The organism is Streptacidiphilus fuscans, assembly GCF_015690355.1.
Lineage (GTDB): Bacteria > Actinomycetota > Actinomycetes > Streptomycetales > Streptomycetaceae > Streptacidiphilus > Streptacidiphilus fuscans.
Map to the genome: position 1 here is coordinate 733,530 of NZ_JADPRT010000002.1, position 26,623 is coordinate 760,152.

The 26,623-nt window shown below is 72.2% G+C and carries 21 protein-coding genes; 9 read left to right on the forward strand and 12 right to left on the reverse strand.

The window, feature by feature from the left end; genetic code table 11:
* Positions 1-128: 128 nt before the first annotated feature.
* Positions 129-350 (forward strand): hypothetical protein, encoded by a 222-nt coding sequence (locus I2501_RS06970; RefSeq protein ID WP_196192922.1) that lies wholly within the window; start codon positions 129-131, stop codon positions 348-350.
* 51 nt (positions 351-401) lie between these two features.
* Here I2501_RS06970 and I2501_RS06975 read toward each other — a convergent pair whose 3' ends face one another.
* Positions 402-1,661, reverse strand: coding sequence for a cytochrome P450 family protein (locus I2501_RS06975; RefSeq protein ID WP_196192923.1), 1,260 nt, complete (start codon positions 1,659-1,661; stop codon positions 402-404).
* Positions 1,662-1,795: 134 nt separating this feature from the next.
* Here I2501_RS06975 and I2501_RS06980 point away from each other — a divergent pair, with 134 nt between their 5' ends.
* On the forward strand, positions 1,796-2,587 hold the full coding sequence (locus tag I2501_RS06980; RefSeq protein WP_196192924.1) for an SDR family oxidoreductase: 792 nt from the start codon (positions 1,796-1,798) through the stop codon (positions 2,585-2,587).
* 243 nt (positions 2,588-2,830) lie between these two features.
* Here the strand turns inward: I2501_RS06980 and I2501_RS06985 are convergent, their stop codons facing one another.
* Positions 2,831-3,832: an LLM class F420-dependent oxidoreductase gene (locus I2501_RS06985; protein WP_196192925.1), complete on the reverse strand. Its 1,002-nt coding sequence runs from the start codon at positions 3,830-3,832 to the stop codon at positions 2,831-2,833.
* 46 nt (positions 3,833-3,878) lie between these two features.
* Here I2501_RS06985 and I2501_RS06990 point away from each other — a divergent pair, with 46 nt between their 5' ends.
* From I2501_RS06990 to I2501_RS07000, 3 genes are all read left to right on the forward strand, one after another.
* A complete protein-coding gene (locus I2501_RS06990) occupies positions 3,879-4,754 on the forward strand; it encodes a hypothetical protein (protein ID WP_196192926.1) in 876 nt (291 codons plus the stop codon).
* Positions 4,755-4,833: 79 nt separating this feature from the next.
* Entirely contained in the window at positions 4,834-5,649 is an 816-nt protein-coding gene (locus I2501_RS06995) for a hypothetical protein (RefSeq protein ID WP_196192927.1), read from the forward strand.
* Positions 5,650-5,669: 20 nt separating this feature from the next.
* Complete coding sequence (locus I2501_RS07000; RefSeq protein ID WP_196192928.1) at positions 5,670-6,308, forward strand: hypothetical protein; 639 nt, start codon at positions 5,670-5,672, stop codon at positions 6,306-6,308.
* An 18-nt stretch (positions 6,309-6,326) separates the two neighbouring features.
* On the opposite strand, the gene I2501_RS07005 is transcribed toward I2501_RS07000, so the two are convergent.
* The 8 genes from I2501_RS07005 to I2501_RS07040 all read right to left on the reverse strand — a co-directional run bounded on the left by I2501_RS07005 (position 6,327) and on the right by I2501_RS07040 (position 18,483).
* A complete protein-coding gene (locus tag I2501_RS07005) occupies positions 6,327-7,040 on the reverse strand; it encodes an endonuclease V (RefSeq protein WP_196192929.1) in 714 nt (237 codons plus the stop codon).
* A 41-nt stretch (positions 7,041-7,081) separates the two neighbouring features.
* A complete protein-coding gene (locus I2501_RS07010) occupies positions 7,082-8,155 on the reverse strand; it encodes a MazG family protein (RefSeq protein WP_196192930.1) in 1,074 nt (357 codons plus the stop codon).
* A gap of 89 nt (positions 8,156-8,244) precedes the next feature.
* Positions 8,245-8,967 (reverse strand): SurA N-terminal domain-containing protein, encoded by a 723-nt coding sequence (locus tag I2501_RS07015; protein ID WP_196192931.1) that lies wholly within the window; start codon positions 8,965-8,967, stop codon positions 8,245-8,247.
* Between the two features lie 106 nt (positions 8,968-9,073).
* Positions 9,074-10,021, reverse strand: a complete 948-nt coding sequence (locus I2501_RS07020) for a DMT family protein (protein ID WP_236045897.1) — start codon at positions 10,019-10,021, stop codon at positions 9,074-9,076.
* Between the two features lie 145 nt (positions 10,022-10,166).
* Entirely contained in the window at positions 10,167-13,751 is a 3,585-nt protein-coding gene (gene mfd / locus I2501_RS07025; RefSeq protein WP_196192932.1) for a transcription-repair coupling factor, read from the reverse strand.
* Positions 13,752-13,904: 153 nt separating this feature from the next.
* Entirely contained in the window at positions 13,905-14,924 is a 1,020-nt protein-coding gene (locus I2501_RS07030; protein ID WP_196192933.1) for a DivIVA domain-containing protein, read from the reverse strand.
* Positions 14,925-15,065: 141 nt separating this feature from the next.
* The gene (locus tag I2501_RS07035; RefSeq protein WP_196192934.1) at positions 15,066-17,417 is read right to left on the reverse strand and encodes an SUKH-4 family immunity protein; all 2,352 of its coding nucleotides are present in this window, start codon (positions 17,415-17,417) and stop codon (positions 15,066-15,068) included.
* 7 nt (positions 17,418-17,424) lie between these two features.
* Positions 17,425-18,483 (reverse strand): SMI1/KNR4 family protein, encoded by a 1,059-nt coding sequence (locus I2501_RS07040; protein ID WP_196192935.1) that lies wholly within the window; start codon positions 18,481-18,483, stop codon positions 17,425-17,427.
* A gap of 207 nt (positions 18,484-18,690) precedes the next feature.
* On the opposite strand from I2501_RS07040, the gene I2501_RS07045 reads away from it, so the two are divergent.
* The gene (locus tag I2501_RS07045) at positions 18,691-19,176 is read left to right on the forward strand and encodes a YwqJ-related putative deaminase (protein WP_196192936.1); all 486 of its coding nucleotides are present in this window, start codon (positions 18,691-18,693) and stop codon (positions 19,174-19,176) included.
* Between the two features lie 48 nt (positions 19,177-19,224).
* On the forward strand, positions 19,225-19,713 hold the full coding sequence (locus I2501_RS07050) for an SUKH-3 domain-containing protein (RefSeq protein ID WP_196192937.1): 489 nt from the start codon (positions 19,225-19,227) through the stop codon (positions 19,711-19,713).
* A 182-nt stretch (positions 19,714-19,895) separates the two neighbouring features.
* On the opposite strand, the gene I2501_RS07055 is transcribed toward I2501_RS07050, so the two are convergent.
* Both I2501_RS07055 and I2501_RS07060 read right to left on the reverse strand, forming a co-directional pair.
* Positions 19,896-20,264 (reverse strand): GntR family transcriptional regulator, encoded by a 369-nt coding sequence (locus tag I2501_RS07055; RefSeq protein ID WP_196192938.1) that lies wholly within the window; start codon positions 20,262-20,264, stop codon positions 19,896-19,898.
* 43 nt (positions 20,265-20,307) lie between these two features.
* Complete coding sequence (locus tag I2501_RS07060; protein WP_196192939.1) at positions 20,308-21,603, reverse strand: sensor histidine kinase; 1,296 nt, start codon at positions 21,601-21,603, stop codon at positions 20,308-20,310.
* A 264-nt stretch (positions 21,604-21,867) separates the two neighbouring features.
* Between I2501_RS07060 and ppc the strand changes: the two genes are divergently transcribed.
* Together ppc and I2501_RS07070 are read left to right on the forward strand one after the other, a co-directional pair.
* A complete protein-coding gene (gene ppc / locus I2501_RS07065) occupies positions 21,868-24,645 on the forward strand; it encodes a phosphoenolpyruvate carboxylase (RefSeq protein WP_196192940.1) in 2,778 nt (925 codons plus the stop codon).
* A gap of 200 nt (positions 24,646-24,845) precedes the next feature.
* The gene (locus I2501_RS07070) at positions 24,846-26,600 is read left to right on the forward strand and encodes a hypothetical protein (protein ID WP_196192941.1); all 1,755 of its coding nucleotides are present in this window, start codon (positions 24,846-24,848) and stop codon (positions 26,598-26,600) included.
* The last annotated feature ends 23 nt before the right edge of the window (positions 26,601-26,623 follow it).

Here is a 26,623-nt window from a genome sequence, read left to right on the forward strand (position 1 = left end):
CCCCCTCCGCCGAACCGTCCTGCAGCGTACTCCTGTGCCGCAGGCGGAACTTGTCTACTCATCAGTTTTACAGGTTCCCACTCCGTGCTACCTGGAAATCCTCTTGTACATACACAGGAGGTGGATAGATGGAGATACGAGACAGGCTCTTCGAGTGGCTGACCGGGCTGCTCTTCCAGAACGTCGGCGTGCAGACGTCGTTGGTGCTGGTCGCACTCGTCGCGCTGCTCGTCCCGCGCGACCGCGACCGGCGCTCGGTGAGCAGCGTGATCCTGGCCATCGGCATGGTGCTGTTCTTCGGAGGCCACCTGGTGCTCCGGATCACCCTGCCCGGCAGCCGCACGGCCTGAGCCACGGCCTGAACTACCCCCGAGCCATGGGCTGAGCCGCACGGCAATCCGCTAAGCCTGCACCCCCGGAGCACGACCGGCAGGCTCGAACTCCACCGGCAGTTGCCGCAACCCCCGCATGATGAGGCCGCCGCGCCAGCGCAGTTCCGCTGGGTCGGCGGCCAACGTGACGTCAGGGAGCCTGCGCAGCAGCTCGCCGATCGCGTACTGGGCTTCGAGGCGGGCCAGCGGCGCGCCGATGCAGTAGTGGATGCCCAGGCCGAAGGCGATGTGCGGGTTGTCCCGCCGGGCCAGGTCGAGCAGGTCCGGGTCCGCGAAGCGGGAGGGGTCGCGGTCGGCTGCGGCCAGGACCACGAGGACCGGGTCGCCAGGCGCGATCTCCTGGCCGCCGACGGTCAGCGGCTCGGTCGCGAACCGCCAGGTGGCGATCTCCACCGGCCCGTCGTAGCGCAGTAGTTCCTCGACGGCGGACTCCAGCAGCGCGGTCTCGCCCCGGTCGAGGGAGGCCTGGAGCAGCGCCCGCTGCTCGGGATGGGTCAGCAGTGCGTACATGCCGTTGCCGATCAGGTTGACCGTGGTCTCGAACCCGGCGAAGAGCAGGATGAAGGCCATCGCCGCGGCCTCGTTCTCGGTCAGGTGCTCGCCGTGGTCACTGGCCCGGATCAGGCCGGAGATCAGGTCGTCGCCGAGGTCGGCGCGCTTGCGGTGGATCAGCTCGGCCAGGTAGCCGCGCATCTTCTTCACCGCCCGCCCGACACCGCCGCGCGGCGCCTGACCCATATGGATCATCATCCCCGCCCAGTCGCGGAAGTCGTCCTGGTCCTCCGCCGGGACGCCGAGCAGGTCGCAGATCGCGTAGATGGGCAGCGGGAAGGCGAACTCGTGGATCAGGTCGGCGTCCCCGCGCTCCGCGAACGCGTCGATCAACCGGTCCGTGATCTCGCGCACACGCGGCTCGAAGGCCGCCACCCTGCGCGGGGTGAACGCCTTCGACACCAGGCTGCGCAGCCGGGTGTGGTCCGGCGGGTCGATGTTGAGCAGGTGCGTCATCAGGTCCGCGTTGCGCTCGCCCGGGATGCCGACCCGGCCGCTGCGGTGCGCCTGCCCGCTGTGCCGGGCGGGGTTCTTGCTCAGCCTGCCGTCCGCCAGCGCCTGGCGCGCGTCCGCGTACCGGGTCACCAACCAGGCGTCGACCCCGCTCGGCAGGGTGGTCCAGCGGACCGGCGCGTGGTCGCGCAGCCAGGCGTACGCCGGGTAGGGGTCGGCGGCGAAGTCGGGCGAGAAGAGCGGGGGCTGGGCGAGATCTGGCACGTCTCGACGTTAACCGTTCGGCAAGGTGGGCAGAGACACACTGTCGTACCAACGGTACTGAGCTTACGATCGCCCGCAGCGATCGGGCCGTGCGGGGGTCCGATCCGTCGAGTGCGAACAAAGGGGTTCGGGGCATGGAGCTGGAAGGCGCGGTAGTCGTCGTCACGGGCGCGGCCGGGGGCATCGGCACGGCACTGGCGCGGCGGTTCGCCGCAGAGGGCGCACGCGGCCTGCTGCTGGCCGACCTGGACGGGTCGAAGGTCGAGGACCTCGCCCAGGAGCTGGACCGCCACGGTTGCCACACCGTCGGCGTGGCCAGCGACGTCAGCCGCGAGAGCGACGTGCGGGCGCTCGTCGACACGGCCGAGAAGCACCTCGGCCCGGTCGACCTGTTCTGCAGCAACGCCGGCATCGGCAGCGGCGCGGGCATCGACGCGTCCAACGAGCTGTGGCAGGCCAACTGGGACATCAACGTCATGTCCCACGTGTACGCGGCGCGCGCGGTCCTGCCCGGGATGCTGAAGCGCGGCCACGGCTACCTGCTCAACACCGCGAGCGCGGCGGGCCTGCTGCAGATGCCCGGCGACGCGGCCTACACGGCGACCAAGCACGCGGCGGTCGCCTTCGCCGAGTGGCTCTCCGTCACCTACGGCGCGCAGGGCATCCGCGTCAGCGCGCTGTGCCCGCAGGGCGTCCGCACGGCGATGACCGCACGCGAGGACGTGCGCGCGGTCCTGACGGCGTTCGGCCCCCTCCTGGAGCCGGAGGACGTCGCGGAGTCGGTCGTCCGCGGCCTCGCGGACGAGCGCTTCCTGATCCTCCCCCACGAGGAGGTCGCCACCTACGAACAGCAGCGCGTCTCCGACCGCGACGGCTGGCTCTCAGGCATGCGCAAGGCGGTCGCGTCACTCCCGCAGCTGGGCTGACAGCAGGTAGTTGCACCCTCAGGGGAGCGGGGCTTCGCTGATCTGCGGCTCCGCCGCGTGGGCGCGACCAGGCGAGCTTGTGCTGCCGCAAGTGGTTGCACCACCTAGGGGCGCGGGGAACTGCGCGACAAGCCACCCTGGGCGGTAGGGCCCCGAACGCGCAGGGCCCTCCGCTCGTCAGTGGTTGTTCGCGCAGTTCCCCGCGCCCCTGAGGTAGGTGCAACGTCCCGTCTACAGAAGGGATCAGGCCGGGCTGACTGCCTTGATTGCTGACGCAAGCGCCTGAGCGCCTTGCTCGGGCACGGGCAGCAGCGCTGGGACCGGGACGGTGACGCCGTTGGCGACGTACTCGTGGAGCCGCTCACGCACGCGTCCCGCCGGGCCGTGGACGATCAGGTCGTCGACGACCGCGTCCGGGACCGACGCGGCCGCGGCCTTCCGGTCGCCCGCGGCCCAGTTCTCCCACAGCGGCTTGAGAGCGTCCCCGCGGCCGAGCCAGCGGTGGAACTCCGCGTAGGCGGGGACCGTGAGGTACGCGGCGATCAGGCGGCGGCCGAGGGCGCGGGCGTAGTCCGCGTCCTCCGTCGGGCAGACGAAGATCCGGGCGACCACGTCCTTGCCGTGGTCCGGGCCCGCCGCGGCGTCGAACTCCGCGCGGGCGGTGCGGACGTCGTCCGGGGAGAGCCAGTTGAGGATCACGCCGTCGGCCTCGCGGCCCGCGAGCCGCAGCATGCCGGAGCGCAGCGCGGCCAGCAGCACGGGCGGGACGTGCGCGGGCACGCGGTCCAGCCGGAAGCGGCGGACGGCGAAGGTGTCGTACTCCTCCGTCACCGGCTGGCCGGTGAACGCCGCCCGCAGGAACCGCAGGACGTCGCGGCTGCGCTGGAAGGGCTGCTCGAAGGGCACCGCGTTCCAGTCCTGCACGATCACCGGCGACGACGACCCGAGGCCAAGGGAAAACCGTCCCGGCGCGGCTTCCGCCAGCGCCGCGGCCTGCATCGCCAGCAGCGCCGGGCCGCGCGTGTGCACGGGGACGATCGCCGTGCCGAGGTTGAGCGTCGGGGCCCAGACGGACGCCAGCGCCAGGGGGGTGAAGGCGTCGGCGCCGGCGGTCTCCATCGACCAGAGGTCGGTGAACCCGAGGTCGGGCAGCGACTCGACGAGTGCGCGCTGCGCGCCCAGGGGGATGCCGTCCAGCGGGAAGGTGAGGCCCCAGCGCGAAGGGGAGGGTGGCGTCTCTGTCATGGGGCGATGCCACCATGTCCTCGGGCGGTGGACAAGAGGGGGAATCATGAACGGCACCCAGTCGGACGACTTCGAGCGCGACCAGGCCGGCCAGACCAGCCAGCCCAGCCAGACCGTGCCGGGCCAGGCCCAGCCGGGTTGGGGTGTGCCGCCGCAGGGCGCGTATCCCCCTCCCCCACCCCCGCCCGCCTGGCCCGGTGCGCCCCTGCCGCGTCCCCCTCACCGGGACCTGTCCCAGCGCAGTGCCACGCTGGCCGTGCTGCTGGCGGTGCTGGCCACGGCGATCACGGCGTTCTACCTGGTGACCGGCGCCGGGACCTACTTCGCCTATGACGCCGGGCTCGCCGGAACGCCCGGCACCTACACGGCGACGAGCTGTCAGAAGAGCGGCTCCACCAAGGACCCCAACATCGACTGCCAGGGCACCTTCACCCCCTCCGACGGCTCGGCCGTGGTGCGGGACGTGGCCGTGCACAACACCAAGGCCGCAGTCGGCCACCCGATCGCACTCCGCCGCGAGGGCGACGGCACCTCCTACGCCCAATCCGGCTTCGCCAACGCCACGATCGACCTGGCCATGGGTCTGGCGGGCCTGACCGTTCTGGGTTTCGTGCTGTTCCGGATCGGTGTCGGGCGCACGTACGCGAACGCCGGCGAGCGGCGACGGCACCAACAACTGCGGCGACAGCAGCGGTTGGAGAGGGGACAGCAGCCCGTCGACCGGGAGGCCGTGAGCAAGGTCCTGCTCGGAAAGGACCACGCGCCCGGGGAGGGGCCCCGGAAGCGCTCGCGGACCTCGACGCTCCGGACGCCCTGGCGGCAGATATCCGGCACCGGCCTGTGGCTGATCGCGCTGTCACTGCCGTTCGCGCTGCTGATCGGCGCGGTCGGGGTGATCGCCGAGGTCGTCAACGGCAACTGACCGGCAAGGGGGTGGGTGATGTCGCGATCGTGGCGCAATGTCACCATGTCCATGCTTAGTGGACAACGAGGGGAAGAACGTGACGAACAGCCAGTCGGGCAGTTCCGAGCAGCAGCAGGCGCAGCCGGGTTGGGGGTCGGCGCGAGGTGGTTACCCGCCGCCGAACGGCTATCCGCCGCCGCACCCCGGCGCCTATCCCCCGCCGCCCGGTTGGCAGCAGCCGACGCCGCCTCCCGGCAGCTTCGTGAACAGCCCGGCGCTCGCCGTGACGGTGACGTTCCTGGCAGTGGCGATCGTGGCGGTGCTGCTCGCCGTCTGGCCGGTGCGGGACTTCTTCTATGACACCAACATGGCGGGAACGCCCGGCACTTACGTGGCAAGCGCGTGCGCGCACGACCCCACGGTCAAGAACGACCCGTACATCTGCACCGGCACCTTCACCTCCACCGACGGCTCGTTGGTGGTGCCTGACGTCCAGTTGGCCGACAGCGACGTTACGGTCGGTCACCCGACCCCGCTGGTGCGGGAGTGGGGCGGCACCATGTGGAACCAGCCCAGCTTCGCCCACGCGGCCATGGACGCGGCCTGGGGCCTGGCCTTCCTCGCCGGACTGGGCCTCGTGCTGGCCCGGATCGACATGTGCTTCTCCACCGTCGATCCGTCGAAGCCGAAGTACAAGATCGGCCCCAACGGCCTCCTCATCGCCGCCGACGAGGACGAGGACGACGCGCCGGTCGGCGAGCAGTCGGCCAGCGGCAGGAAGAGCAACATCCCGTCCAAGGCCCCCTGGCGGCAGGTCGCCTACTTCGGCTGGGGTCTGCTCTGGCTCACCGGACCGCTCACCGTGATCGCCTTCGCCATCGGGCTCATCGCCGAGCACATCGCCAACAACTGACGGGCTGTGACGTTCATCCCATGCAGCAGCTCCCCACCGACGCGCGTCCCGCGCCGTCGTTGACGACCACCGTGTTCGGCGTGCTGGCGGTGCTGGGCGCCGTGGCGCTCGCCGGGTGGATCATGGTCGTCGGCCCGATCCACAACCTGGTCTACGACACCGACAACGCCGGGCTCCCCGGCAGTTACACCGCCACCAAGTGCTGGACCGAAGGCTCCGGGAAGAGCTCGCACAGCGTCTGCCTGGGCACCTTCAGGTCGACCGACGGCTCGGTGGTGGTCCGGGACCTCCAGTTGGAGCGCACTGCCGCCTCCGTCGGTGTCCCCCTGACAGTCCGGCGTGAGGCGGACGGCACCGACTACGCCCAACCCGGCTTCGCCAACGCGGCCATGGACGTGGCGCTGTGCCTGCTGACCCTGAGCGGGCTGGGTCTCGCGCTGGCCGTCATCGGCGTCTCGCCGAAGTCCGTCACCGTCGAGAAGCGCAAGGGCTCCGGCAAGGACCCGGGCGCTCACGCCAAGCCGCAGTCACAGCCGCCGAATCCCGCTCCTTGGCGGCAACTCATCGCCTTCGGCCCCGCACTCATGTCGTCGATGATGGCGCTGGGAGGGATCACGGCCGTGGTCGCCTTCGTCGCCAAGATCGTCAGCCGTTTCTGACGTCAGCCGTTCCGGCGGTCAGGCGCTTTTGACCCCCGTGGCGTCGGCCACGCCCTGCAGCGCGTCGCGGCAGAGCCGGTCGGCGAGGCGCGTCGTCTCCGGGAGGCGGTAGCGCGGCGCGGCGCGCAGCACCACGTCGGTCGCGTCGTCGAGGTCGATGAGGTGGCCGATCGAGACCGTCACCGGCTTGACGCCCGTCTGGGTGCGGACGACGCGGGCGACCACGCCCCCGCCGTCCGTGACGTCCGCCGTGGACCCGCGCTCGGCGTCCGGCTCCGACCACTCCCCCAGCAGCGGCGTCTTGGCGACGCCCAGCGTCGGGCGGCCGGTCAGCACGCCGAGGTGGCAGGCCAGGCCGAAGCGGCGCGGGTGTGCCAGGCCCTGGCCGTCGCAGAGGAAGACGTCCGGGGTGACGGTGAGCTGCTCCAGCGCCCGGAGCAGCACGGGCAGCTCACGGAAGGCGAACAGGCCTGGTATGTAGGGGAATCCGGCCTTCCCGACCGCCGTGGCCTGCTCGATGGGCTCCAGCGTCTCCGCGTCCAGGACGACGACGGCCGCGGCGACCTCGTCGTCCGCGCTGCCGTGTGCGCCCGCGTAGGCGACGTCCAGCCCGGCGAGCGTGCGCGGACGCGAGCCGAGCGGGACGGCCCGCACCTGCGGGCGCAGCTCGGCCTGGACGGCCAGCGCCGCCGCCTCCGTCGTCGGCCAGGCTTGCGGTGCGCGGATCTCCATCAAGTCCCCCTCGTCCGTGGGTTGTCGCAGACGTCCGAGGCTCAGGCCGCGGACTCGGCCGCGCGGATCGCGTCCCGGTAGACGCGTGCGGCGGCGCGCAGCGCGGCCTCCGGGTCGACCCCGGCCTCCTGCGCCTCGACGGCGAGTCGGAGCAGCCGGGCCCCGAAGTCGGCGGCCTGGGCGGCCTCGGCATCCGCGCCCGTGTCCGTGACCACGCCCGGCAGGGCGGCGGAGACGCCCGCCTTGGTGGCGCGGGAGTGCAGCTTGGCGGCCAGGGCCAGCGCGGGCTGGGCCAGCGGGACGCCGTCCACCGCCGAATCGCGCTGCTTCTCGGCGGCCTTGAGCTCCTCCCAGTTGGCCTCGACCTGCTCGGCCGTGGAGGCGTCCGCATCGCCGAAGACGTGGGGGTGACGGTACATCAGCTTCTCGACGATGCCGCCCGCCACGTCGTCGATGGAGAAGGGCTCCGTCTCGTGCTCCTGCGCGATCCGGGCGTGGAAGAAGACCTGGAGCAGCACGTCGCCGAGCTCCTCGCGGAGCATCGTCCGGTCGTCCTCCTCGATGGCCTCGACCAGCTCGTAGGCCTCCTCGACCAGGTACTTCACCAGCGACTCGTGCGTCTGCTCGGCGTCCCAGGGACAGCCGCCGGGCGAGCGGAGCCGGTCCATCACCCAGGCCAGGTCGAGCAGCCGCGCGCCGGGCAGGTCGTAGGAGCCGGGCAGCAGCTCCAGCTCGGGGACGACCACGCCGGGGGTCTGCGCGCCCTCGACGGCCAGCCGCGCGAGCGAATCGGTCAGCCCGGGATCGCCGTCCTGCCCGACCACCCAGACCACCACGGCCCCGTCTCCGTCCCCGTCCCGGGCCGCCGCCTCGGCCAGCGTGCGGGCCAGCGCGTACAACGGGACGTCGAGCACCTCGGCTACGACACCGGCCTGCGCCAAGGGCGCGAGCTGCGGATGCGCGGCGTCGCCGACCAGGACCCGGTCGGCCGCGTGCAGCGCCTGCCACGCGGGCCAGGACAGCAGGCCGGGCGCGACCCGGTGGGTGCTGCTGAGCAGGATCAACCGGCCCGCTGCGCGGGGGGTGTCAAGGGTCTGGGTCTCGTTCTGTGCCACGCCCCGAACCTACCCCGCCCAACCGACACCGCGGCTACACGTTTTCTCCCCTGTGGATAACTTCCGCACGGTTCGGCGCGCCGGATCCGTCAGACGGTCTTGAGCCACGGCTGCGGGGCCGCGACCAGCCCGCCCGACGCCGCGTCCCAGCTGCCGTAGCGGGGGTTCACGTCGATGCCGATCTTCTCCGCCTGCGCGGCGAGCAGCTTGGCCGCGTCGGCGTCGAACTGCTGCTGGGTGGCTTGGGTGACGCCGGACGCCGCGACCAGCTTCTCCTCGCCGACCCGCATCCGGAAGTACCCGTCGAGGTCGCTGGGCGGCAGGCCGGTCCCGGCGACGAACGCGGTCGTCAGCTGGGCCGCTCCCCCGAGCGAGGCGGCGTTCTGCGCCTCGGCGGCGGACACCTCGGTGGCCGTGACCGACAGCCCCTTCGCGTCCAGCGCCGACTGGACCACCTCGGACTGGATGAGGAACTGCAGCACAGCGGTCGGCACGCCGGGCGAGTCCTGCCCGAACATCTGCGCCTGCCCCGCCGACGCGGGCTGCCCCTGCGCGGGCGCGGCCGCACGGAAGGCGTTCACCTGGTCCTGGACGGTGGCCATGCTGATCCGCGTGCCACCGACGACCGCCGCCGATCCGGTGTGGGCGGTGCCGCCGTCGGCCGAGCCGCCGGAGCACGCGGAGAGCCCGGTCACCGCGGCGCCCGCGAGCAGGACGGCGAACGCCGCGCGCGCTCGGGACCGGCGCCGGGGCGGCACAGCGGCGCGGTTCACGCGCCCTGCGGTGCTCACGGAGTTGCTCACGAGGTTCACAGGGCCTCCTGCGACTGACGATCCGTCCGATGCACGTGCCGGAGATCACCGTGCCATGCGCGCGGGCCGCGCACCAGTGCATGAACACGGACACCTTGTGGTGTCCTCAGTGGTGTTGGTGCTCCATCCGGACGCGCGTGGCGCCGACGGGGCCCTGAGCGTCCGATGCGGACGAGCCGTCCGGGACCGCGGGGGCCTCCTCGTCGTCCTGGGCCTCCGGCGGGGCGACCTCGCCGAAGCGGGCCAGCGCCAGCGCGCCAGCCACCGCGACCGCGAAGCCGAGGACGGCCAGCCACTCCAGGCCCGAGCGGGTCCGGTCGCCGAGCAGGATCACGCCCAGCACGGCGGGCAGGGCCGTCTCGCCGAGGACCATGGCGGCGGTGGCCGTGGTGACCTTGCCGCCGCGCACGCCCTCGGTCATGAAGACGAACGCCACCGCGCCGCCCGCCAGCAGCGCGTACGTCGCCGGGTCCTTGAACAGCGGCGCCAGGTCCATGCCGTGGATGGCGGGCAGCAGCCGGACCGAGATGCCGACCACGCCGAAGCCCAGCCCGCAGAGGCCGCCCATCACCGCCGCACGTGCCGGTTCGCGCACGCGCCAGACGGCCGCACCGGCGACGGCGATGACCAGGATCGAGGCGAGCAGGATCCAGTGCAGCGCCATGCCGGGATGCTTGTCGCCCTCCTTTCCCGCGGTCGCGCCGAGCACGGCGAGGCCGACGCAGACCCCGGCCACACCCGCCCACTCGGCGCGTCCCAGCCGCAGCCGCAGCATGGCCGCGCCCAGCACCGCCGTCACCGCGAGCGCCCCCGCCAGCGCCGCCTGGACGACGTAGAGCGGCAGCGAACGGAGCGCGACCAGCTGGGCGCAGAAGCCGAACAGGTCCAGCAGCAGGCCCGCGGCGAACGGCAGGTTGACCATCGCCTTGACGGTGCCGACCAGGCCGGAGTCCGGGTCCGCAGGCGAGTGCTTCTGCGCGCCCAGCGCCTGGAGCACCATCGCGGTGCCGAAACAGAGGGCGGCGAGCAGGGCCATGCAGAGTCCGAGGAGCATGTTTCGAGCGTAGCGGGACCGGGCACGCGACGACGCCTCGGCCGGGCGTGATGCCCGTCCGAGGCGTCCGACATGTGCGCGTCCCCGCCCGCGTCACCCGCTGACGTCACCCCCTGACGTCACCCGCTGACGTCACCCGCTGACGTCACCGCTTGGCGGCGAGCTCCTCGAACATGGTGGAGAGGAACTCCGCGCACCAGGTCAGCAGCTCGCGGCCGACGACCGGCTTGCCGCCGATCCGCGCCGTGCTCGGACGCGGGACCAGCACCAGCTTGGTCGCCGGCTTGACCTGGCTGCGCGGGTAGAGCCGGTTGAGCCGCAGCTCCTGCGACTCGCGCAGCTCCATCGGGCCGAACCGGATGAACTGCCCCTGCAACGTGATGTCCGAGATCCCGCAGCGCCGGGCGAACAGCCGCAGACCCGCCACCAGCAGCAGGTTCTCCACCGGCTCGGGCAGCTTGCCGTAGCGGTCCGTCAGCTCGGCCCGGACCTGCGCGATGTCCTCCTCCGAGTTGACCGCCGCGATCGACCGGTACGCCTGGAGCCGCAGCCGCTCGCCCGGCGCGTAGTCGTGCGGGACGTGGGCGTCGACCGGCAGCTCGATCTTGACCTCGAGCGGCTCCTCCTCCGGAGCCGCGCCGCCGTTCGCCAGTTGGTCGCGGAACTCGGCCACGGCCTCGCCGACCATCCGCATGTAGAGGTCGAAGCCGACCCCGGCGATGTGCCCGGACTGCTCGCCGCCGAGCAGGTTGCCCGCGCCGCGGATCTCCAGGTCCTTCATCGCCACGTACATGCCCGCGCCCATCTCGGTGTGCTGCGCGATGGTCGCCAGCCGCTCGTGGGCGGTCTCGGTCAGCGGCTTCTCCGGCGGGTAGAGCATGTAGGCGTAGCCGCGCTCGCGGCCACGGCCGACACGTCCGCGCAGCTGGTGCAGCTGGCTCAGGCCGAAGGTGTCACCGCGCTCGACGATCAGCGTGTTGGCGTTGGAGATGTCGATGCCGGACTCGACGATCGTGGTGGAGACCAGGACGTCGAACTCCTTCTCCCAGAAGTCGACGACGACCTTCTCCAGCGACTGCTCCCCCATCTGGCCGTGGGCGGTGGCCACCCGCGCCTCGGGGACCAGCTCCTTCAGCCGGGCCGCCGCCTTGTCGATCGACTCGACCCGGTTGTGGATGTAGAAGACCTGGCCCTCGCGGAGCAGCTCACGCCGGATCGCGGCGGCGATCTGCTTCTCCTCGTAGGGGCCGACGAAGGTCAGCACCGGGTGGCGCTCCTCCGGCGGGGTGGTGATCGTCGACATCTCGCGGATGCCCGTGACGGCCATCTCCAGCGTGCGCGGGATCGGCGTCGCGGACATCGTCAGCACGTCCACGTTGGCCCGGAGCTTCTTCAGCTGCTCCTTGTGCTCGACGCCGAAGCGCTGCTCCTCGTCGACGATGACCAGGCCCAGGTCCTTGAACCGGGTCTCGGAGGAGAAGAGCCGGTGCGTGCCGATGACCACGTCGACGCTGCCCTCGCGCAGCCCCTCCAGCACGGCCTTGGCCTCGCTGTCGGTCTGGAACCGGGAGAGCGCCTTCACCACGACCGGGAAGTTGGCGTACCGCTCGGAGAAGGTGGAGAAGTGCTGCTGCACCAGCAGCGTGGTCGGCACCAGGACGGCCACCTGCTTGCCGTCCTGGACGGCCTTGAACGCGGCGCGCACCGCGATCTCGGTCTTGCCGTAACCCACGTCGCCGCAGATCAGACGGTCCATCGGGACCGTCTTCTCCATGTCCTCCTTGACCTCGGCGATCGTCGAGAGCTGGTCGGGCGTCTCCGCGTAGGGGAAGGCGTCCTCCAACTCACGCTGCCACGGGGTGTCCGCGCCGAAGGCGTGGCCGGGCGAGGCCATACGCGCCGAGTAGAGCTTGATCAGGTCGGCGGCGATCTCCTTGACCGCCTTCTTGGCCCGCGCCTTGGTCTTGGTCCAGTCCGCGCCGCCGAGCCGGTGCAGCGTCGGGGCCTCACCGCCGACGTACTTGGTGACCTGCTCCAGCTGGTCGGTCGGCACGAAGAGCCGGTCGCCCGGTTGGCCGCGCTTGGCGGGCGCGTACTCCAGCACCAGGTACTCGCGGGTCGCGCCCTGGACGGTGCGCTGCACCATCTCGATGTAGCGGCCGACGCCGTGCGCCTCGTGGACCACGAAGTCGCCGGCCTTGAGGGCGAGCGGGTCGATCGCGTTGCGGCGGCGCGAGGGCATCCGGCGCATGTCCTTGGTGGAGGACTTCTGGCCGGACAGGTCGGTCTCGGTGATCACGCAGAGCTTGAGGCCCTCGTGGACCAGGCCGTGCTCGATCGCGCCGCAGGCCACCTGGATCACGTCGGTGGCGGGCTCGGTAGTGAGGTCCGGCGTCAGCCGTGCGCCGATGCCCTCGCTGCCGAGCATCTCCGCGATGCGTGAGGCCGGGCCCTGGCCCTCCGTCACCAGCACCACACGCCAGCCCTCGGCGAGACGACCCTTGCAGTCGGCGATGGCACGGGCGGTGTCGCCGCGGTAGGCCTCGACCGGGTGCATGCCCAGGTGCAGCACGTCCGGGCCGGTCGCCTCCTCCTCATCGGCGGCGAACGGGCTGACCGACCACCACGGCAGGCTGATCTCGGCGGCGTGCTCGCGGATGTCCGCCAGCGACCAGAGCGAGGCCGCGCCGACGTCCAGCGGCGCCTTTCCGCCGGAGGCGGCGGCCACCCAGGAGGCCTGGAGGAACTCGGCGCTGGTCGCCACCAGGTCGGCGGCACGGGTGCGCACCCGCTCCGGGTCGCAGACGACGGCGACGCTGCCCTGCGGCAGCACGTCCATCAGCAGTTCCATGTCGTCGACCAGGACCGGCGCGAGCGACTCCATGCCCTCGACGGCGATGCCCTGGGCGATCTTGTCCAGGATCTCGCCGAGCTCCGGGTGCTCCTCGGCGAGCTCGGCGGCGCGGGCGCGGACCTCGTCGGTCAGCAGCAGCTCACGGCAGGGCGGGGCCCACAGGCCGTGCGGCGCGATCTCCAGCGAGCGCTGGTCGGCGACCTTGAAGTACCGGATCTCCTCGACCTCGTCGCCCCAGAACTCGACGCGGAGCGGGTGCTCCTCGGTCGGCGGGAAGACGTCGAGGATCCCGCCGCGCACGGCGAACTCGCCGCGCTTCTCCACCAGCTCGACCCGCTGGTACGCGGCGGCGGCGAGGCGGGCGACCAGGTCGTCGAGGTCCACCTCCTGGCGCTGCGCGAGGCTGACGGGCTCCAGCTCGGCCAGGCCCTTGACCTGCGGCTGCAGCACGCTGCGCACCGGCGCGACGATCACCTGCAGCGGGCCGCCGACGGCGTCGTCCGCCTTCGGGTGCGCGATCCGGCGCAGCACGGCGATGCGGCGGCCGACGGTGTCCGAGCGCGGCGAGAGCCGCTCGTGCGGCAGCGTCTCCCAGGCCGGGAACTCGGCGACGGCCTCCGGCGGCAGCAGGGAAGCGAGCGCGGCGGCCAGGTCCTCGGCCTCGCGCCCGGTGGCGGTGACGGCGAGGACGGGACGTCCCCGGCTCCCCTTGGCGGCGTCCGCGAGCGCGCGTGCCAGCGCGGCCACGGCGAAAGGCCTGGCGGCCGGCGGGCCCACCAGGTCCAGGTGCCGGCGATCCCCGGCGAGTGCGGCTTCTGCGGCCTCGGCAAGCGCCGAGTCCGAGGCGACGATGTCGAGCAGGCCGGTCAGGCTCATCTACTTCTCTCAGCCAGAGGCAACGCGAAACACCCGGACTGCGAAGCAACCCGGGGGTTCCCAGAGTACGCCGCCGACTCGAACGACGCGCAGACGCTTTCGCTCCCGCAGGCGGTTGCACCATCCAGGGGCGCGGGGCTCTGGATAGTGCACCTACTCGTTGGGGTTGTCCGCGGACTCCGGGATCGTCGGGAGCTCCGAGGTGTCCGACTCGCTGTCGACCTGCGGGGTGCCCTCGTCGTCAGCCTCGTCCTCAGGCCCGGCCTCGTCGTCGTCCGCCCCGCCGCCCGCGACCGTGCCCGTCAGGGCGATCAGCGTCTGGCGGATGTGGTCGAGCTGGCCCTGGATCTGGTCGCGGCGTTCCTCGAAGGTCCGGTACTCGCGGTCCGAGGCCTCGGCGATGCGGGAGGCCTCCCGCCGCGCGGCCTCCAGGAGGCGTTCGGCCTGGGTCGCCGCGTCGGCGTCTATCCCCGCTGACTTCGCCTCCATCGCCTTGTGGTGGCGCTCGCTCTCGTTGAGCTTGCGGTCGCCGACCGCGGTGATCTCGGCCTCCCAGGCCACCACCTTGACGTCGTGCGCGGCGAACTCCTGTGCGGCGGCGCGCTGCTGGCCGGTCAGCCAGGTCTGCGCGTCCTCCGTGTGGTTCTCCGCACGCGAGCGGATGTCGTCCGCGTACGCCACGGCGTCGTCGTGCAGGGCGCGGGCGTCGCGGTCGGCCTCGGCGCGCTCCGCCTCCGCGCGGGAGCGGGCGCGGTCGAGCTCGCGGCGGTGGCCCTCGTCGGACGCGGCGCGGAGCTGGTCCGCGTACTGCCCGGCGGCGGTGCGCTCGCGCCGCGACGCGGTGCGGGCCTCGGCGTCGATCCGGGCAGCCTCCTGGACCGCCCCGGAACGGACCGCCTCGGCCTCCTCCTCGGCGGTGACCAGCAGGCCGGCGGCGCGCGGGCTGAGGACTTCGAAGTCCGGGACGGTGGCCTCGGCCACGCCCTGGGCCTCGCGCATGTCCATCAGCTGGCGTTCCAGGCCGCGCATCCGGTCCCCGAGCGAGGCGAGGCCCTGCCAGGCCTCGTCGCGGGCGGCCGTCAACCTGGCGAGGGCCTGGTCCACCTGGTCGACGTCGTAGCCTCGGCGCGTCAGGGTGAACTCTGTGGCGTGGGGAGTCGTCGGTTCACTCATACTCTGCTGCCGTTCCTCCGCTGGCCGGGCCCGATCGGTCATCGTCCTATTTTGAGCAGATTAATTCTTCTTCAGACGGTACCGACACAGCAACGAGGGCCGGCCACCGGGCCGACCCCCGTTCACCGAGGCTCCACAGGTCTAGAGCAGGCCGTCCCAGAACTGCTCCAGCACGACGGACCACCAGTTCTCCGGCGACGAGAGCGCCGCCGGGTCGACGGTGAGCAGCTCGTTCTGGAAGTCCGTGGTCCAGTGGCCGGCCTGTTCCTGCGTCAGGCCGTAACGGAACCGCCAGAGGCGACCGAGCACAGCCAGACTCCGGACGAACTCGGTCACGCCACTGTTGACGAAACGCGGCTGGCTCGCCTCGGGACCGGCAGGCTGACCCGGCGAACCCAGGTCCACCGCGACGACAGCGTTGGTGCCGTACTGCACGCACAGCTGACGGCCGTAGTCGTTGCCCAGGACCAGGTAGGACGCCGCGTCCGGACCGGCCGTCAGGCCGCGCTCCGCGGCGAGCTCGGCCAGCGTCGGCACCGGGCGCCCCGGCTGGGCCTGCGCCCAGAAGAACGGACCGAAGTCACGCGGCAGGCCGACCCAGGTCAGCGTCGCGGAGACGACCTCGGGCAGGCCCGGACGGGCGGCGGCTTGCGCCTCGTAGCGGAACAGGTTCTGGTCGCCGAAGGCCGCGGCGACCTCCTGCCCCAGCACCTGCGGGGGCGGCGGCGGGGTCGGCGCCCCGGCGGGCGGCAGCGACGCGCGCACGGGCGCGACCGGCTCCGGGCCGGACGCGTGCTGGTGCAGCTCCTTCAGGTGGTCCACCAGGTGCTCGACGCCGGCACGCCGGGCCGCCGCGTCCCGCCCGTACGGGGCGGTGTGCGTGATACGGACGTTGGGCCAGGCCTCCTTGACCATCCGCGCGCAGTACCCGGCGGGCAGGTCGCAGCACTCCAGCTCGGTGTGCAGCTCAAGCACCTGCTCCGGCGGCACGTTGAGCCGACGGACCTCCTGCAGGATCTGCCACTCCGGGTGCGGCAGGCCGAGCGCGGAACGCTGGATGACCTGCTGCTCGGAGCCGTCCGGACCGCGGTAGCGGAGCACGGCCATGTAGCCGGGCCCGACGGTCGGCACACCGCTCGGCGCACCGGGGACACCGGGCATGCCGGGCTGGGGCGCCAGCTGACCGGGCAGTCCGGGCGTGGCCTGCCCGCCCATGGAGGCCCCGGGCGGGGGCGGCGGCATACCGGGGCCACCCATCGGCGCACCCGGCGGCGGGGGCGGAGGCATGCCAGGACCGCCGACCGGGGGCGCTCCGGGCACGACGGCCGGGCCGGACAGCATCGTCGGCGCGAACGCGATCCCGGCGTCGTCCATCCCCCCGGGCGGCGGCGGCATACCAGGGCCACCCATCGGGGCGCCGGGCGGAGGCGGCGGCATACCGGGACCACCCATCGGCGCACCCGGAGGCGGAGGCGGCATACCGGGGCCACCCATGGACGCACCGGGCGGAGGCGGAGGCATGCCAGGGCCACCCATCGGCGCACCGGGCGGAGGCGGAGGCATACCGGGAACGCCCATGGGCGCACCGGGCGGCGGCGGAGGAACCGGTGGCCCACCAGCCGGAACCTGCAACGCCGGACCGGACAACATCGTGGGCGCGTAGGCAATCCCCTCGGCATCCGAGCCCGCACCGGGGCCACCCATCGGTGCACCGGGCGGCGGAGGAGGCATGCCAGGGCCACCCATCGGCGCACCAGGCGGCGGGGGCGGCATACCGGGGCCGCCCATCGGAACACCCGGCGGAGGCGGGGGCATACCCGGACCGCCCATCGGCGCACCGGGGAACCCGCCCTGCGACGGTCCCGACGGCCCAGACGGTCCCAGCTGGCCTGACAGACCGTCAGAACCGAACGGCGGAGGCGGCGCAGCGGGCCCCGGGAGACCGGGCGCGGCGGCGGCAACGGGGGCCGGGGCCGGCGGCGCGAGCGGCGCGGACGGCGCCGCGTCGGGCCCGGGCAGGGAGTTCACGGCGGGGGGCGCCGAGAGCATGGTCGGCACCTCGGCGGGCGGGCCCGACGAGACCGGCGGGGCGACCTGCAGGCTGGCGGCCTCCGCCTCACGGGCCTTGGCGGCGGCCTCCTCCAGCCACTGCGGCGGGCTGAGCAGGAAGGACGTCGCCTCCATCAGGTCCATGTCCGGCGGGGCCGAGTTCTGGGTGGGCGTAGCGCCGACCGGGCGGCCGTAGGCCTCCTCGTAGCGCTTGACCACCTCGTTGATCGGCAGGCCGGGCCAGAGCGTGGTGGTGCCGGTGTCCCGCGCGATCACCATGCGCGCCGCGCCGCCGTCCGACGACGGTCCGTCGGTGCGGTCGACGGCCCAGGCGACGAAGCCCAGGTCGAACTCGCGCACCCGCACCTCGCGGCGCCGGTATCCGGGCACACCGCCGTTGATCCACTCCTCGGCGCGCTCCTGCGCCTCCGCGTACGTCACCACGTCGACGTCACCCCTCCACCGGAACGGCGCGGGCGAAGCCGCCGTCCACCATCAGTTCCGCGACCGTCTGCAGCTCGGGCGGGCTGCCCGCCAGGCGCAGCAGGAACGCGTCGAAGTCCTCGCCGCACGGCAGCAGCAGGCGGTCGACGCGCTGCTGCGGCGTCAGCCCGGCGTCGCCGTCGTCCCGGGCGTCGTCGTAGGGGAGGAACCCGACCGTGCCGATCCCGTCGCCGCGTACCTTGAGCGCCAGCAGGCCGCCCTGGGCGTAGGCGATGCCCAGGTAGTCCTTGGTGATGTGGTCGCGCAGGCACTTGTTGACGTACGCGAGGTCGTCCAGCGAGCGCTCGTCGCGGAGCGTGAAGAAGGGCTGGTCGACCAGGACGCCGAGCTCGGTGTCCAGGCCGAGGCCCTTCGGCGCCCGGCCGCCTGCCGCCTTGAGGAAGGTCCGGTACGGGCCCGGGAGGGTGTAGCCGAGGGACTCCTCGACACCCTGGATCCGCTGCTCGACCTCGGTGGGCGTCGCGGCCTCCGCAACCTGCGGCCCCGACTGCCCGTCGGCGCCGGTGCCGCCGTCAGCGCCCTCGACCGCCTCGGCCACCGGCGACGGCAGCTCGAAGTGGACCGGACGCCGCTCCTGGAGCGGGCGCGTGCCGCGCTTGGCGTGGTCGGCGCTGGAGGTGGCCAGCCCGGCGTGGTGCCGCAGCAGCGCCTTCACCTCGACCGGGACCAACTCCAGTCGGCGACTGCCGGGCGTGGCCGGGGTCACCGAGTGGTGCCACGTCCAGCCGACGGGCGTGCCGACCGGGCTGTCGACGTCCGCCCAGAGCTCGTGACCCTGGGCGCGCAACGCGGCGTTGGCCGACACGTAGTCGGTCAGCCTCAGCTCGTCGACGCCGAACCCCGCTGGTGGGTCGGCGACTTCGGCGGCGGCGCGCGCGTAGGGTCCGAAGTCGGGGTGGCCCGACGCGTCGACCTTCACCCCCGAGGGGTACTGCTGCGCCCGCAATGGATCGGGAAAGTGCACGACCTGCCTGGCGTAGGCCGCGTTCGGTCGACCTGTCGTCATGGAGATTGCCCCCTGCTGGAACTGGCTGCCGGAGCCCAGCCTAGGGGTTGGGCGCTTCGGGCGGATCTCCCCGGTCGTCACAGCGCCCGCGACAGCCGGAACTTGATCTCGAACAGACCCCCGATTTCGTGACCCTCAAGGGTATTTGGCAGTCTGATCACCGCGAGGTTCACGGGGGTTCACACGGGGGGAAGGCAAGGCACGCTCATGGAAACACCGGTTCACCAACGCAGACCTTCCCCTGCGCCGCTGCTGCGGCACCGCAGGGACAGCCTCATGCCGATCGTCGCTGCGGCGTTGTCGGTGCAGGGTGATACGTATACGCATGTGAGTGAGAAGGGCGATCCGCCACGGCTGCATCCGCTCGTCGGCGGGTTCCTCGACGGGCTCCCGGTCGAGGCGCTGGAGCGTTTCACCGGGCGCTGCCCGGAGGCGGTGCTGCTGTCGCAGTTCCTCGACCACGCCGAGGCGGACCGCTCGGGGCGCGCGGCTCGCAGGGTCTTCGGCGAGGGCGAGGCACGCAAGGCGCTGCGCGGCGCGAAGATGACGACGGTCCGGATCCGTGAGGAGGGCGACCCCGCCCACGGCACCCACCAGCCGCCGTGCCGGTCGTGCATGCCGCTGCTGGAGCACTTCGGGGTGAAGACGATCTCGTTGCAGGAGAAGTCCGGGGGCCGGCTCAAGCGGCGCTGACCAGGCACGGAAGAGGGGTACGGGGTACGGGGAGGAGAGGAGAAGGACATGGAGGCCCGGTTCCCGGCGGAGGTCGCGTCGGTACTGACCAAGTCCGGCTGGTTCCCCGGCCGCAAGCGCCTGGACCGCGCGGAGGAGTGGGCGGAGGCGCTCGACGGCTACGCCTCGCCGGAGGGCCACCGCCACACGGTCTTCCCGGCCGCGGTCGAGGCCTGGGCGGAGTTCGGCGACGTCACGGTGAGCCTGGAGGGCGCGGGCGCGCAGGTCGCCCGGACGTCCTTCGTCATCGACCCCCTGCGGGGGCTTCACCAGCCGCGCACGCTCGCGGACCTGGGCCGCGCCCTGGAACTCCCGGTCTGCCCCCTGGGCGAGGAACGGGAGGCCCAGGCCCTGCTCGCGATCGACGCGGTGGGACGCGTCTACAGCTTGGACCACACGGGCGAGTGGTTCTTGGGGCACTCCATGGACCAGGCGCTGACGACGTTGATCTCCGGCTTGCGGGCGGAACGGCTGCGCTTCCTGACCGACGCGCTCTGACTGCCGGTGGGCAGAGAGAACTGTCGCTCCATCGGGTGGTTGCACCCTCCAGGGGCGCGGGGAACTGCGCGAGAAACCACCGATGAGCGGATGGCCCTGTTCGTTCGGTGTTCCACCTGCGTGGGTGGCTTGTCGCGCAGTTCCCCGCGCCCCTGAAGGTGCAACGACCCGTCGAGCAGAAGCTACGCGCCGTAGCTCTCGCGGAGTGCCGTCTCCATCAGGGCTCGCGCCTCCGGCGCGGAGAGGCCGAGGGACTTCGCGCGGAGCGCGTACGCCGCTGCCGCCTTCGCGATCTCGCCGTGCGCGGCGTGGCCCGCTGCCGAGATGACCGTGCCCGCGCGGCCGCGGGTCTCCACCACGCCCGCCGTTTCCAGCTCGCGGTAGGCCTTGGCGACCGTGTTGACCGCCAGGCCCAGTTCCTCGGCCAGGCCGCGGACCGTCGGCAGCCGCATGCCGACCGGCGCCTCGCCGCTCGCCGCTGCCTCGGCGATCCGCGCGCGGATCTGTTCGTACGGCGGGACAGCGGACTCCTGGTCGAGCACGATCCGCACGGGCTACCCCCTACCTCCTAGGACAAGCGCAGGGACAGCGTAGCTACCGCGCGGCCAGCAGCCGTGCCTCCACGCGGAAACCGCCCTCCGCCGTCGGGCCTGCGGTGAAGGCGCCGCCCAGCGCGGTGACCCGCTCGCGCATGCCCACCAGGCCGTTGCCGCCGCTGGGGAGGATCGTCGCGTCACGCTCCTCCCCCGTCTGCTCGGCCGGGGGGCAGGTGTTGGAGACGGCCAGGGCGACCCCGCCCGGCACGTAGGCCACCACGACCTCGACGTCGGCGCCGGGCGCGTGCTTCAGCACGTTGGTCAGCGCCTCCTGGACGACGCGGTACGCGGTCTGCTCCGCCTCCGAGGTCAGCGTGCGGCGCGCGCCGCCCAGGGTGAACCGCACCCCGAGGCCCGCCGCCCGTGACTCGTCCACCAGCTTGGGCAGGTCCGCCACGCCCATCGGCACGTACTCCGTGCCGGACGCCGTGCCGGACGCCCCGACGGGCGCCCCGCCCGAGTCGTCGTCGTTCGGTTCGACCGTGCGCAGCACGCCCAGGATCTGGCGGAGTTCGTCCAGCGCCTGGCGGCCGATGTCGCCCATCAGCTTGGCGCTGGCCGCCGCCTTCTCCGGGTCCTTGTGCACGACGCGTTCGAGCGCGCCCGCGTGCACCACCATCAGGCTCACCCGGTGCGCGACCACGTCGTGCATCTCGCGGGCGATCCGGGTCCGCTCCTCGACGCGGGCCCGCAGGGCGCGTTCGCGGGCCTGGTCGGCGAGGAGGCCGAGCTCTGTCTCCAGGCCCTCGGCGCGTTCGGTGAGGGCGACCCAGAGCCGCCGCTTGGCGCCGATGTAGAGGCCCAGCATGGTGGGCGGAACGGTGATCGCGATCGCGGCCAGCACCGAGAAGAGGATCAGCACCCACTCCGGCACGCCCTGGTGCAGCGCGTCCTGGTGCTGCGTGCCCAGGGTGAGGGTCGAGACGAGGACCGTCTCGGCGATGGCCACCGCGCAGAGCGCGCTCATGGCGCGGCGTTCGGCGAAACGTCCCGCCGCGCCCTCCGGGCGGTACGCGCCGAGCGTGTAGAGGCCGATCATCAGCAGCAGGTAGCCCGCCGACAGCGGGATCGTCGACAGCGCCGCCGCGACCGGGACCAGTGGCCAGCGCCGCCGGACCACCAGCGTGGCGCCGGCGACCAGCGCGTAGACCGCCACCGCGACCCGCGCGGCGAGGCCCAGGCCCTGGTGGGCGGTGAAGGTGTACGCCGAACCGGCACACTCCAGCGCTGCGGCGGCGGCCAACGCCAGATCCAGCCACATGCTCCGTCGTCGCTGCCACGCTCCCACCCTCATGCCGTCAAGCGTAGACAAGAGGAGCTGACGGGCCGCCGCACACTCCCGTATCCGCTTCGATCCGCGGGACGCGGGGGTCCTGGCCCACGTGAGGCGCGGCACCCGGTCCCCTGCGGAGTGTCCGCATGGCGGCCAAGGTCCTGGACGGTCACGCCCCGCAACCTATGCTGGACCGCGAAAGATCAGCAGCACGCAACAGGGGCGGACAACGTGGTCCGCGCACGTCCTTGTCGTCCCCACTCCACCCCGCAAGGGAGTACCAGCGTGAGCGACGCACGCGAGGCAACCGTCCCCGCCGTTTCCCCGGCCGCCACCACCCCGGCCGAGCCCGACAACAGTGCTCTGCGCGCCGACATCCGCCGCCTGGGCGAACTGCTCGGCGAGACCCTGGTCCGGCAGGACGGGCAGGAGCTGCTCGACCTGGTCGAGCGGGTCCGGCTCCTGACCCGCACCGACGGCGCCGCCGCGGCGCGGCTGCTGGAGCAGACCGACCTGGAGACCGCCGCCAAGCTGGTGCGGGCCTTCTCCACCTACTTCCACCTGGCCAACGTCACCGAGCAGGTGCACCGCGGTCGTGAGCTCAACGCCAACCGCGCCGACAACGGCTCGCTCCTCTCCCAGGCCGTCGACAAGCTCGCCGACGCGGACCCGGAGCACGTGAGCGCGGCGCTCGCGCACCTCAACGTCCGACCGGTCTTCACCGCGCACCCGACCGAGGCCGCGCGCCGCAGCGTGCTGCAGAAGCTGCGCAGGCTGGCCGAGTTGCTGGAGCTGGAGGACAGCCCCTCGCGTCCCACCGCCCGCCGCCAGGCCGACCGGCGGCTGGCCGAGGTGATCGACCTGCTGTGGCAGACGGACGAGCTGCGCATCGCCCGTCCCGAGCCGACCGACGAGGCCCGCAACGCCGTCTACTACCTGGACGAGCTCTACAAGCGCGCGGTCCCCGACGTGCTGGAGGAGCTGAACGAGGAGCTGGCCCGGGTCGGCGTCACCCTGCCCGAGGGCGTGCGTCCGCTCACCTTCGGCACCTGGATCGGCGGCGACCGGGACGGCAACCCGAACGTCACCCCGGCGGTGACGCGCGACGTGCTGCTGCTCCAGCACGAGTACGGCATCAACGACGCGCTCGACGTGGTCGACGAGCTGCGTGCCACCCTCTCGTCCTCGGTCCGGCTCTCCGGCGCCAGCCAGGAGCTGCTGGACAGCCTGGCCACCGACCTCGCGCGGCTGCCCGAGATCAGCCCGCGCTACAAGCGGATGAACGCCGAGGAGCCCTACCGGCTCAAGGCCACCTGCGTCCGCCAGAAGCTGATCAACACCAGGGAGCGGCTCGCCGCGGGCACCCCGCACGTGCCGGGCTGCGACTACCTCGGCACCAGCGAGCTGCTGGCCGACCTGGAGCTGATCCAGTCCTCGCTGCGGGCCCACAAGGGCGAGTTGATCGCGGACGGCCGGATCAGCCGCGCCATCCGCACCATCGCCGCGTTCGGTCTGCAGCTGGCGACGATGGACGTGCGCGAGCACGCCGAGGCGCACCACCACACGCTGGGCCAGCTCTTCGACCGGCTCGGCGAGGAGGCCTGGCGCTACACCGACATGCCGCGCGAGTACCGGCAGCGGCTGCTCGCCAAGGAGCTCAAGTCGCGCCGTCCGCTGGCGCCGACCCCGGCCCCGCTGGACGCGGCGGGCGCCAAGACGCTCGGAGTGTTCCAGACCATCCGCGACGCGTTCGAGCGGTTCGGGCCGGAGATCGTGGAGAGCTACATCATCTCCATGTGCCAGGGCGCGGACGACGTCTTCGCGGCGGCGGTGCTGGCCCGCGAGGCGGGGCTGATCGACCTGCACGCCGGTGTCGCCAAGATCGGCATCGTGCCGCTGTTGGAGACCACCGACGAACTGCGCTCGGCCGACACCATCCTCGACGAGATGCTGCGCGACCCCTCCTACCGCCTGCTGGTCTCGCTCCGCGGGGACGTGCAGGAGGTCATGCTGGGCTACTCGGACTCGTCCAAGTTCGGCGGCATCACCACCTCGCAGTGGGAGATCCACCGCGCCCAGCGCCGGCTGCGCGACGTCGCGCACCGCTACGGCGTGCGGCTGCGGCTCTTCCACGGCCGCGGCGGCACGGTCGGCCGCGGCGGCGGCCCCTCGCACGAGGCGATCCTGGCCCAGCCGTACGGGACGCTGGAGGGCGAGATCAAGGTCACCGAGCAGGGCGAGGTGATCTCCGACAAGTACCTGATCCCGTCGCTGGCCAGGGAGAACCTGGAGCTCACGGTCTCCGCGACGCTGGAGGCCTCCGCCCTGCACACCTCCCCGCGCCAGTCGGAGGAGGCGCTGGCCCGCTGGGACGCGACCATGGACACGGTCTCGGAGGGTGCGCACAGCGCCTACCGGCGCCTGGTCGAGGACCCGGACCTGCCCGCCTACTTCTTCGCCTCGACCCCGGTCGACCAGCTCGCGTCGCTGCACCTGGGCTCGCGCCCGTCGCGCCGTCCCGACTCCGGTGCGGGCCTGGACGGTCTGCGGGCGATCCCGTGGGTCTTCGGCTGGACGCAGTCCCGGCAGATCGTGCCGGGCTGGTACGGCGTCGGCTCGGGCCTCGCGGCGGCCCGGGAGGCGGGACTCGGCGAGATCCTCGACGAGATGCACGCCGAGTGGCACTTCTTCCGCAACTTCCTCTCCAACGTCGCCATGACGCTGGCCAAGACGGACCTGCGGATCGCCCGCCACTACGTCGAGCAGCTGGTGCCCGAGGAGCTGCAGCACGTCTTCGGCCAGATCGAGGCCGAGCACGCGCTGACGCTGAAGGAGGTGCTGCGGGTCACCGGCGAGTCCGAACTGCTGGAGCACAGCCCGGTGTTGAAGCAGACCTTCGCCATCCGCGACGCCTACCTGGACCCGATCTCCTACCTCCAGGTCGCCCTGCTGCGCCGTCAGCGCGAGGACGACGCCAACGGCGTCGAGGAGGACCCGCTCCGCTCGCGCGCGCTGCTGCTGACCGTCAACGGCGTCGCGGCGGGCCTGCGCAACACCGGCTGACGCCGGAACAGATCCCGGCCCTGGCCGAAAACCAGCTGGCCGGATAACGATTCAACGTTCAACTGCGGCCGTTGTTCCGTCAAACCGGGACAACGGCCGCAGTCTTTCACGGGGTGCTCACTAGGCTCTCACGCACATCGCCCATGTGGTCCACAGTCGGACCGACATGGGGTTCCTTTTTCGTCAGGGGGACTCTCATAGTGAGACTCCGTTCCACCCTCCCCGCCACCGCAGCCGCGCTGCTGGTGGCGACCCTCGCGGTCCCGGCCCAAGCCATGGCCGACACCCCCGCGAGCCCGACTCCGTCGGACACCTCGTCAGCAACGGCGACTCCCACGGATTCGCCGACTCCGACTCCCACGGACACGGCCACCTCGGCCTCCCCGGCCCCAGCTCCTGTGGTCTCGACGGTCACCCCCGTCGATCTCCCGACCGGGCGGGTCCTGCAGGTCGCGGCGAGCTCCGTGGCGGGCGTCGACCATCTGACGGCCACGTTCTCCGAGGACGGGGGCACCACCACCGCCGGGACCGCCGGCGGCTTCACGCTCATCAGCGGCACCGTCAACAACGGCGTCTGGCAGTCCGGCGTGATCCAGCTTCCGGACTACGTGACCTACACCGACTCGGTGCAGGCGTTCGACAGCGCGCAGACCGCGTCCACGGCCGTCACCGGCACGATGGACTACTACAAGAAGCCGGTCTTCGACCCGAGCACCACCATCACCCCGAGCAACCTGGCCTTCGGCAGCGAGACCGTCACCGCATCGGGCAAGTTGGACACCTGGGATCCCGCAAGCGGGCTCCAGACCAACGTGCCGTATCACAGCGGGACCTACAACGAGCCGATCAACCTGCTCGACGCGAACAACCAGGAGCTGGGCTTCGGCTGGGACCTGGGCGGCAGCGACGGCAGCTTCTCCATCACCTACAAGCCCGCCCCCGGCTCCTTCACCAGCAAGGTCGTGACCCTTCAGGCGGTGGACCCGCACGGAAACGTGACCGGCCCCTCCGCCGCCGTCAACGAGGGCAGCCTGACGCAGACCAGGATCGTGCTGGACCACAGCTCGACCACGACCATCGCCAACGCCAACATCGTGGTGTCGGGCACGGTCCAGTACCTGGACTCCACCACCCAGACCTGGAAGCCGGCCGCCGACCAGGCCTACATGTTCAATACGGGCGGCTACTGGAACCACGGCTCGACGACGGACGCCAGCGGCAGGTTCTCGTTCAACCTACAGACCTCGCAGGTCGGCACCTGGCAGGTGGCCACCGACAGCGGCAGCTACAACTGGGACCAGTGGCTCGCCTCCTCGGTGGCGAACTTCAGCGTGACCTCGGTGACCCAGGTCGTCTCGCTCAACCTGAGCTCCCCGAGCATCGACGAGTACTCCGACCTGACCTTCCAGTACTCCGCCAACAGCACGAACAACCAGATCGGCGGCGGCAAGGTCTACGTCCTGGAGTCGCCCGACGGCCGAACCGGCTGGAAGAACCTGGGCTACATCCCGACCGGCGCCGTCTCGTACAAGCAGGTCGCCGCGTGGGTGGACAACCCGCACGGTTACTGGAGGCTCTGGTACCCCGGTGCACCCGGCTACGAGGCCGCGTACAGCAACGTGATCCACACGTTCCGGTACTCGACCCTGATCACCGGCGCCAAGCCCAGCACCACCTGGGCCTACAAGGGCCAGGTGATCCGCTTCAGCGGCGGCCTGTGGGACCGGGGTTACGGCGCCTGGGGTCCGATGCGCAGCACGCGCGTCTACCTCTTCTTCCGGCCCTACCGCAGCAACACCTGGTACTACGAGGCGTCCAGCTGGACCAACAGCGGCGGCTACTTCAACCTCTACGGCCGCGCCGAGACCGGCGGGACCTGGGAGGTCGCGTGGTTCACGGGTAACAGCCCGTGGTTCGTCGACGCCTACGGTCCCGGGACCTACGTCCACGCCTGACAACTGACGCAACGTCAGACGGA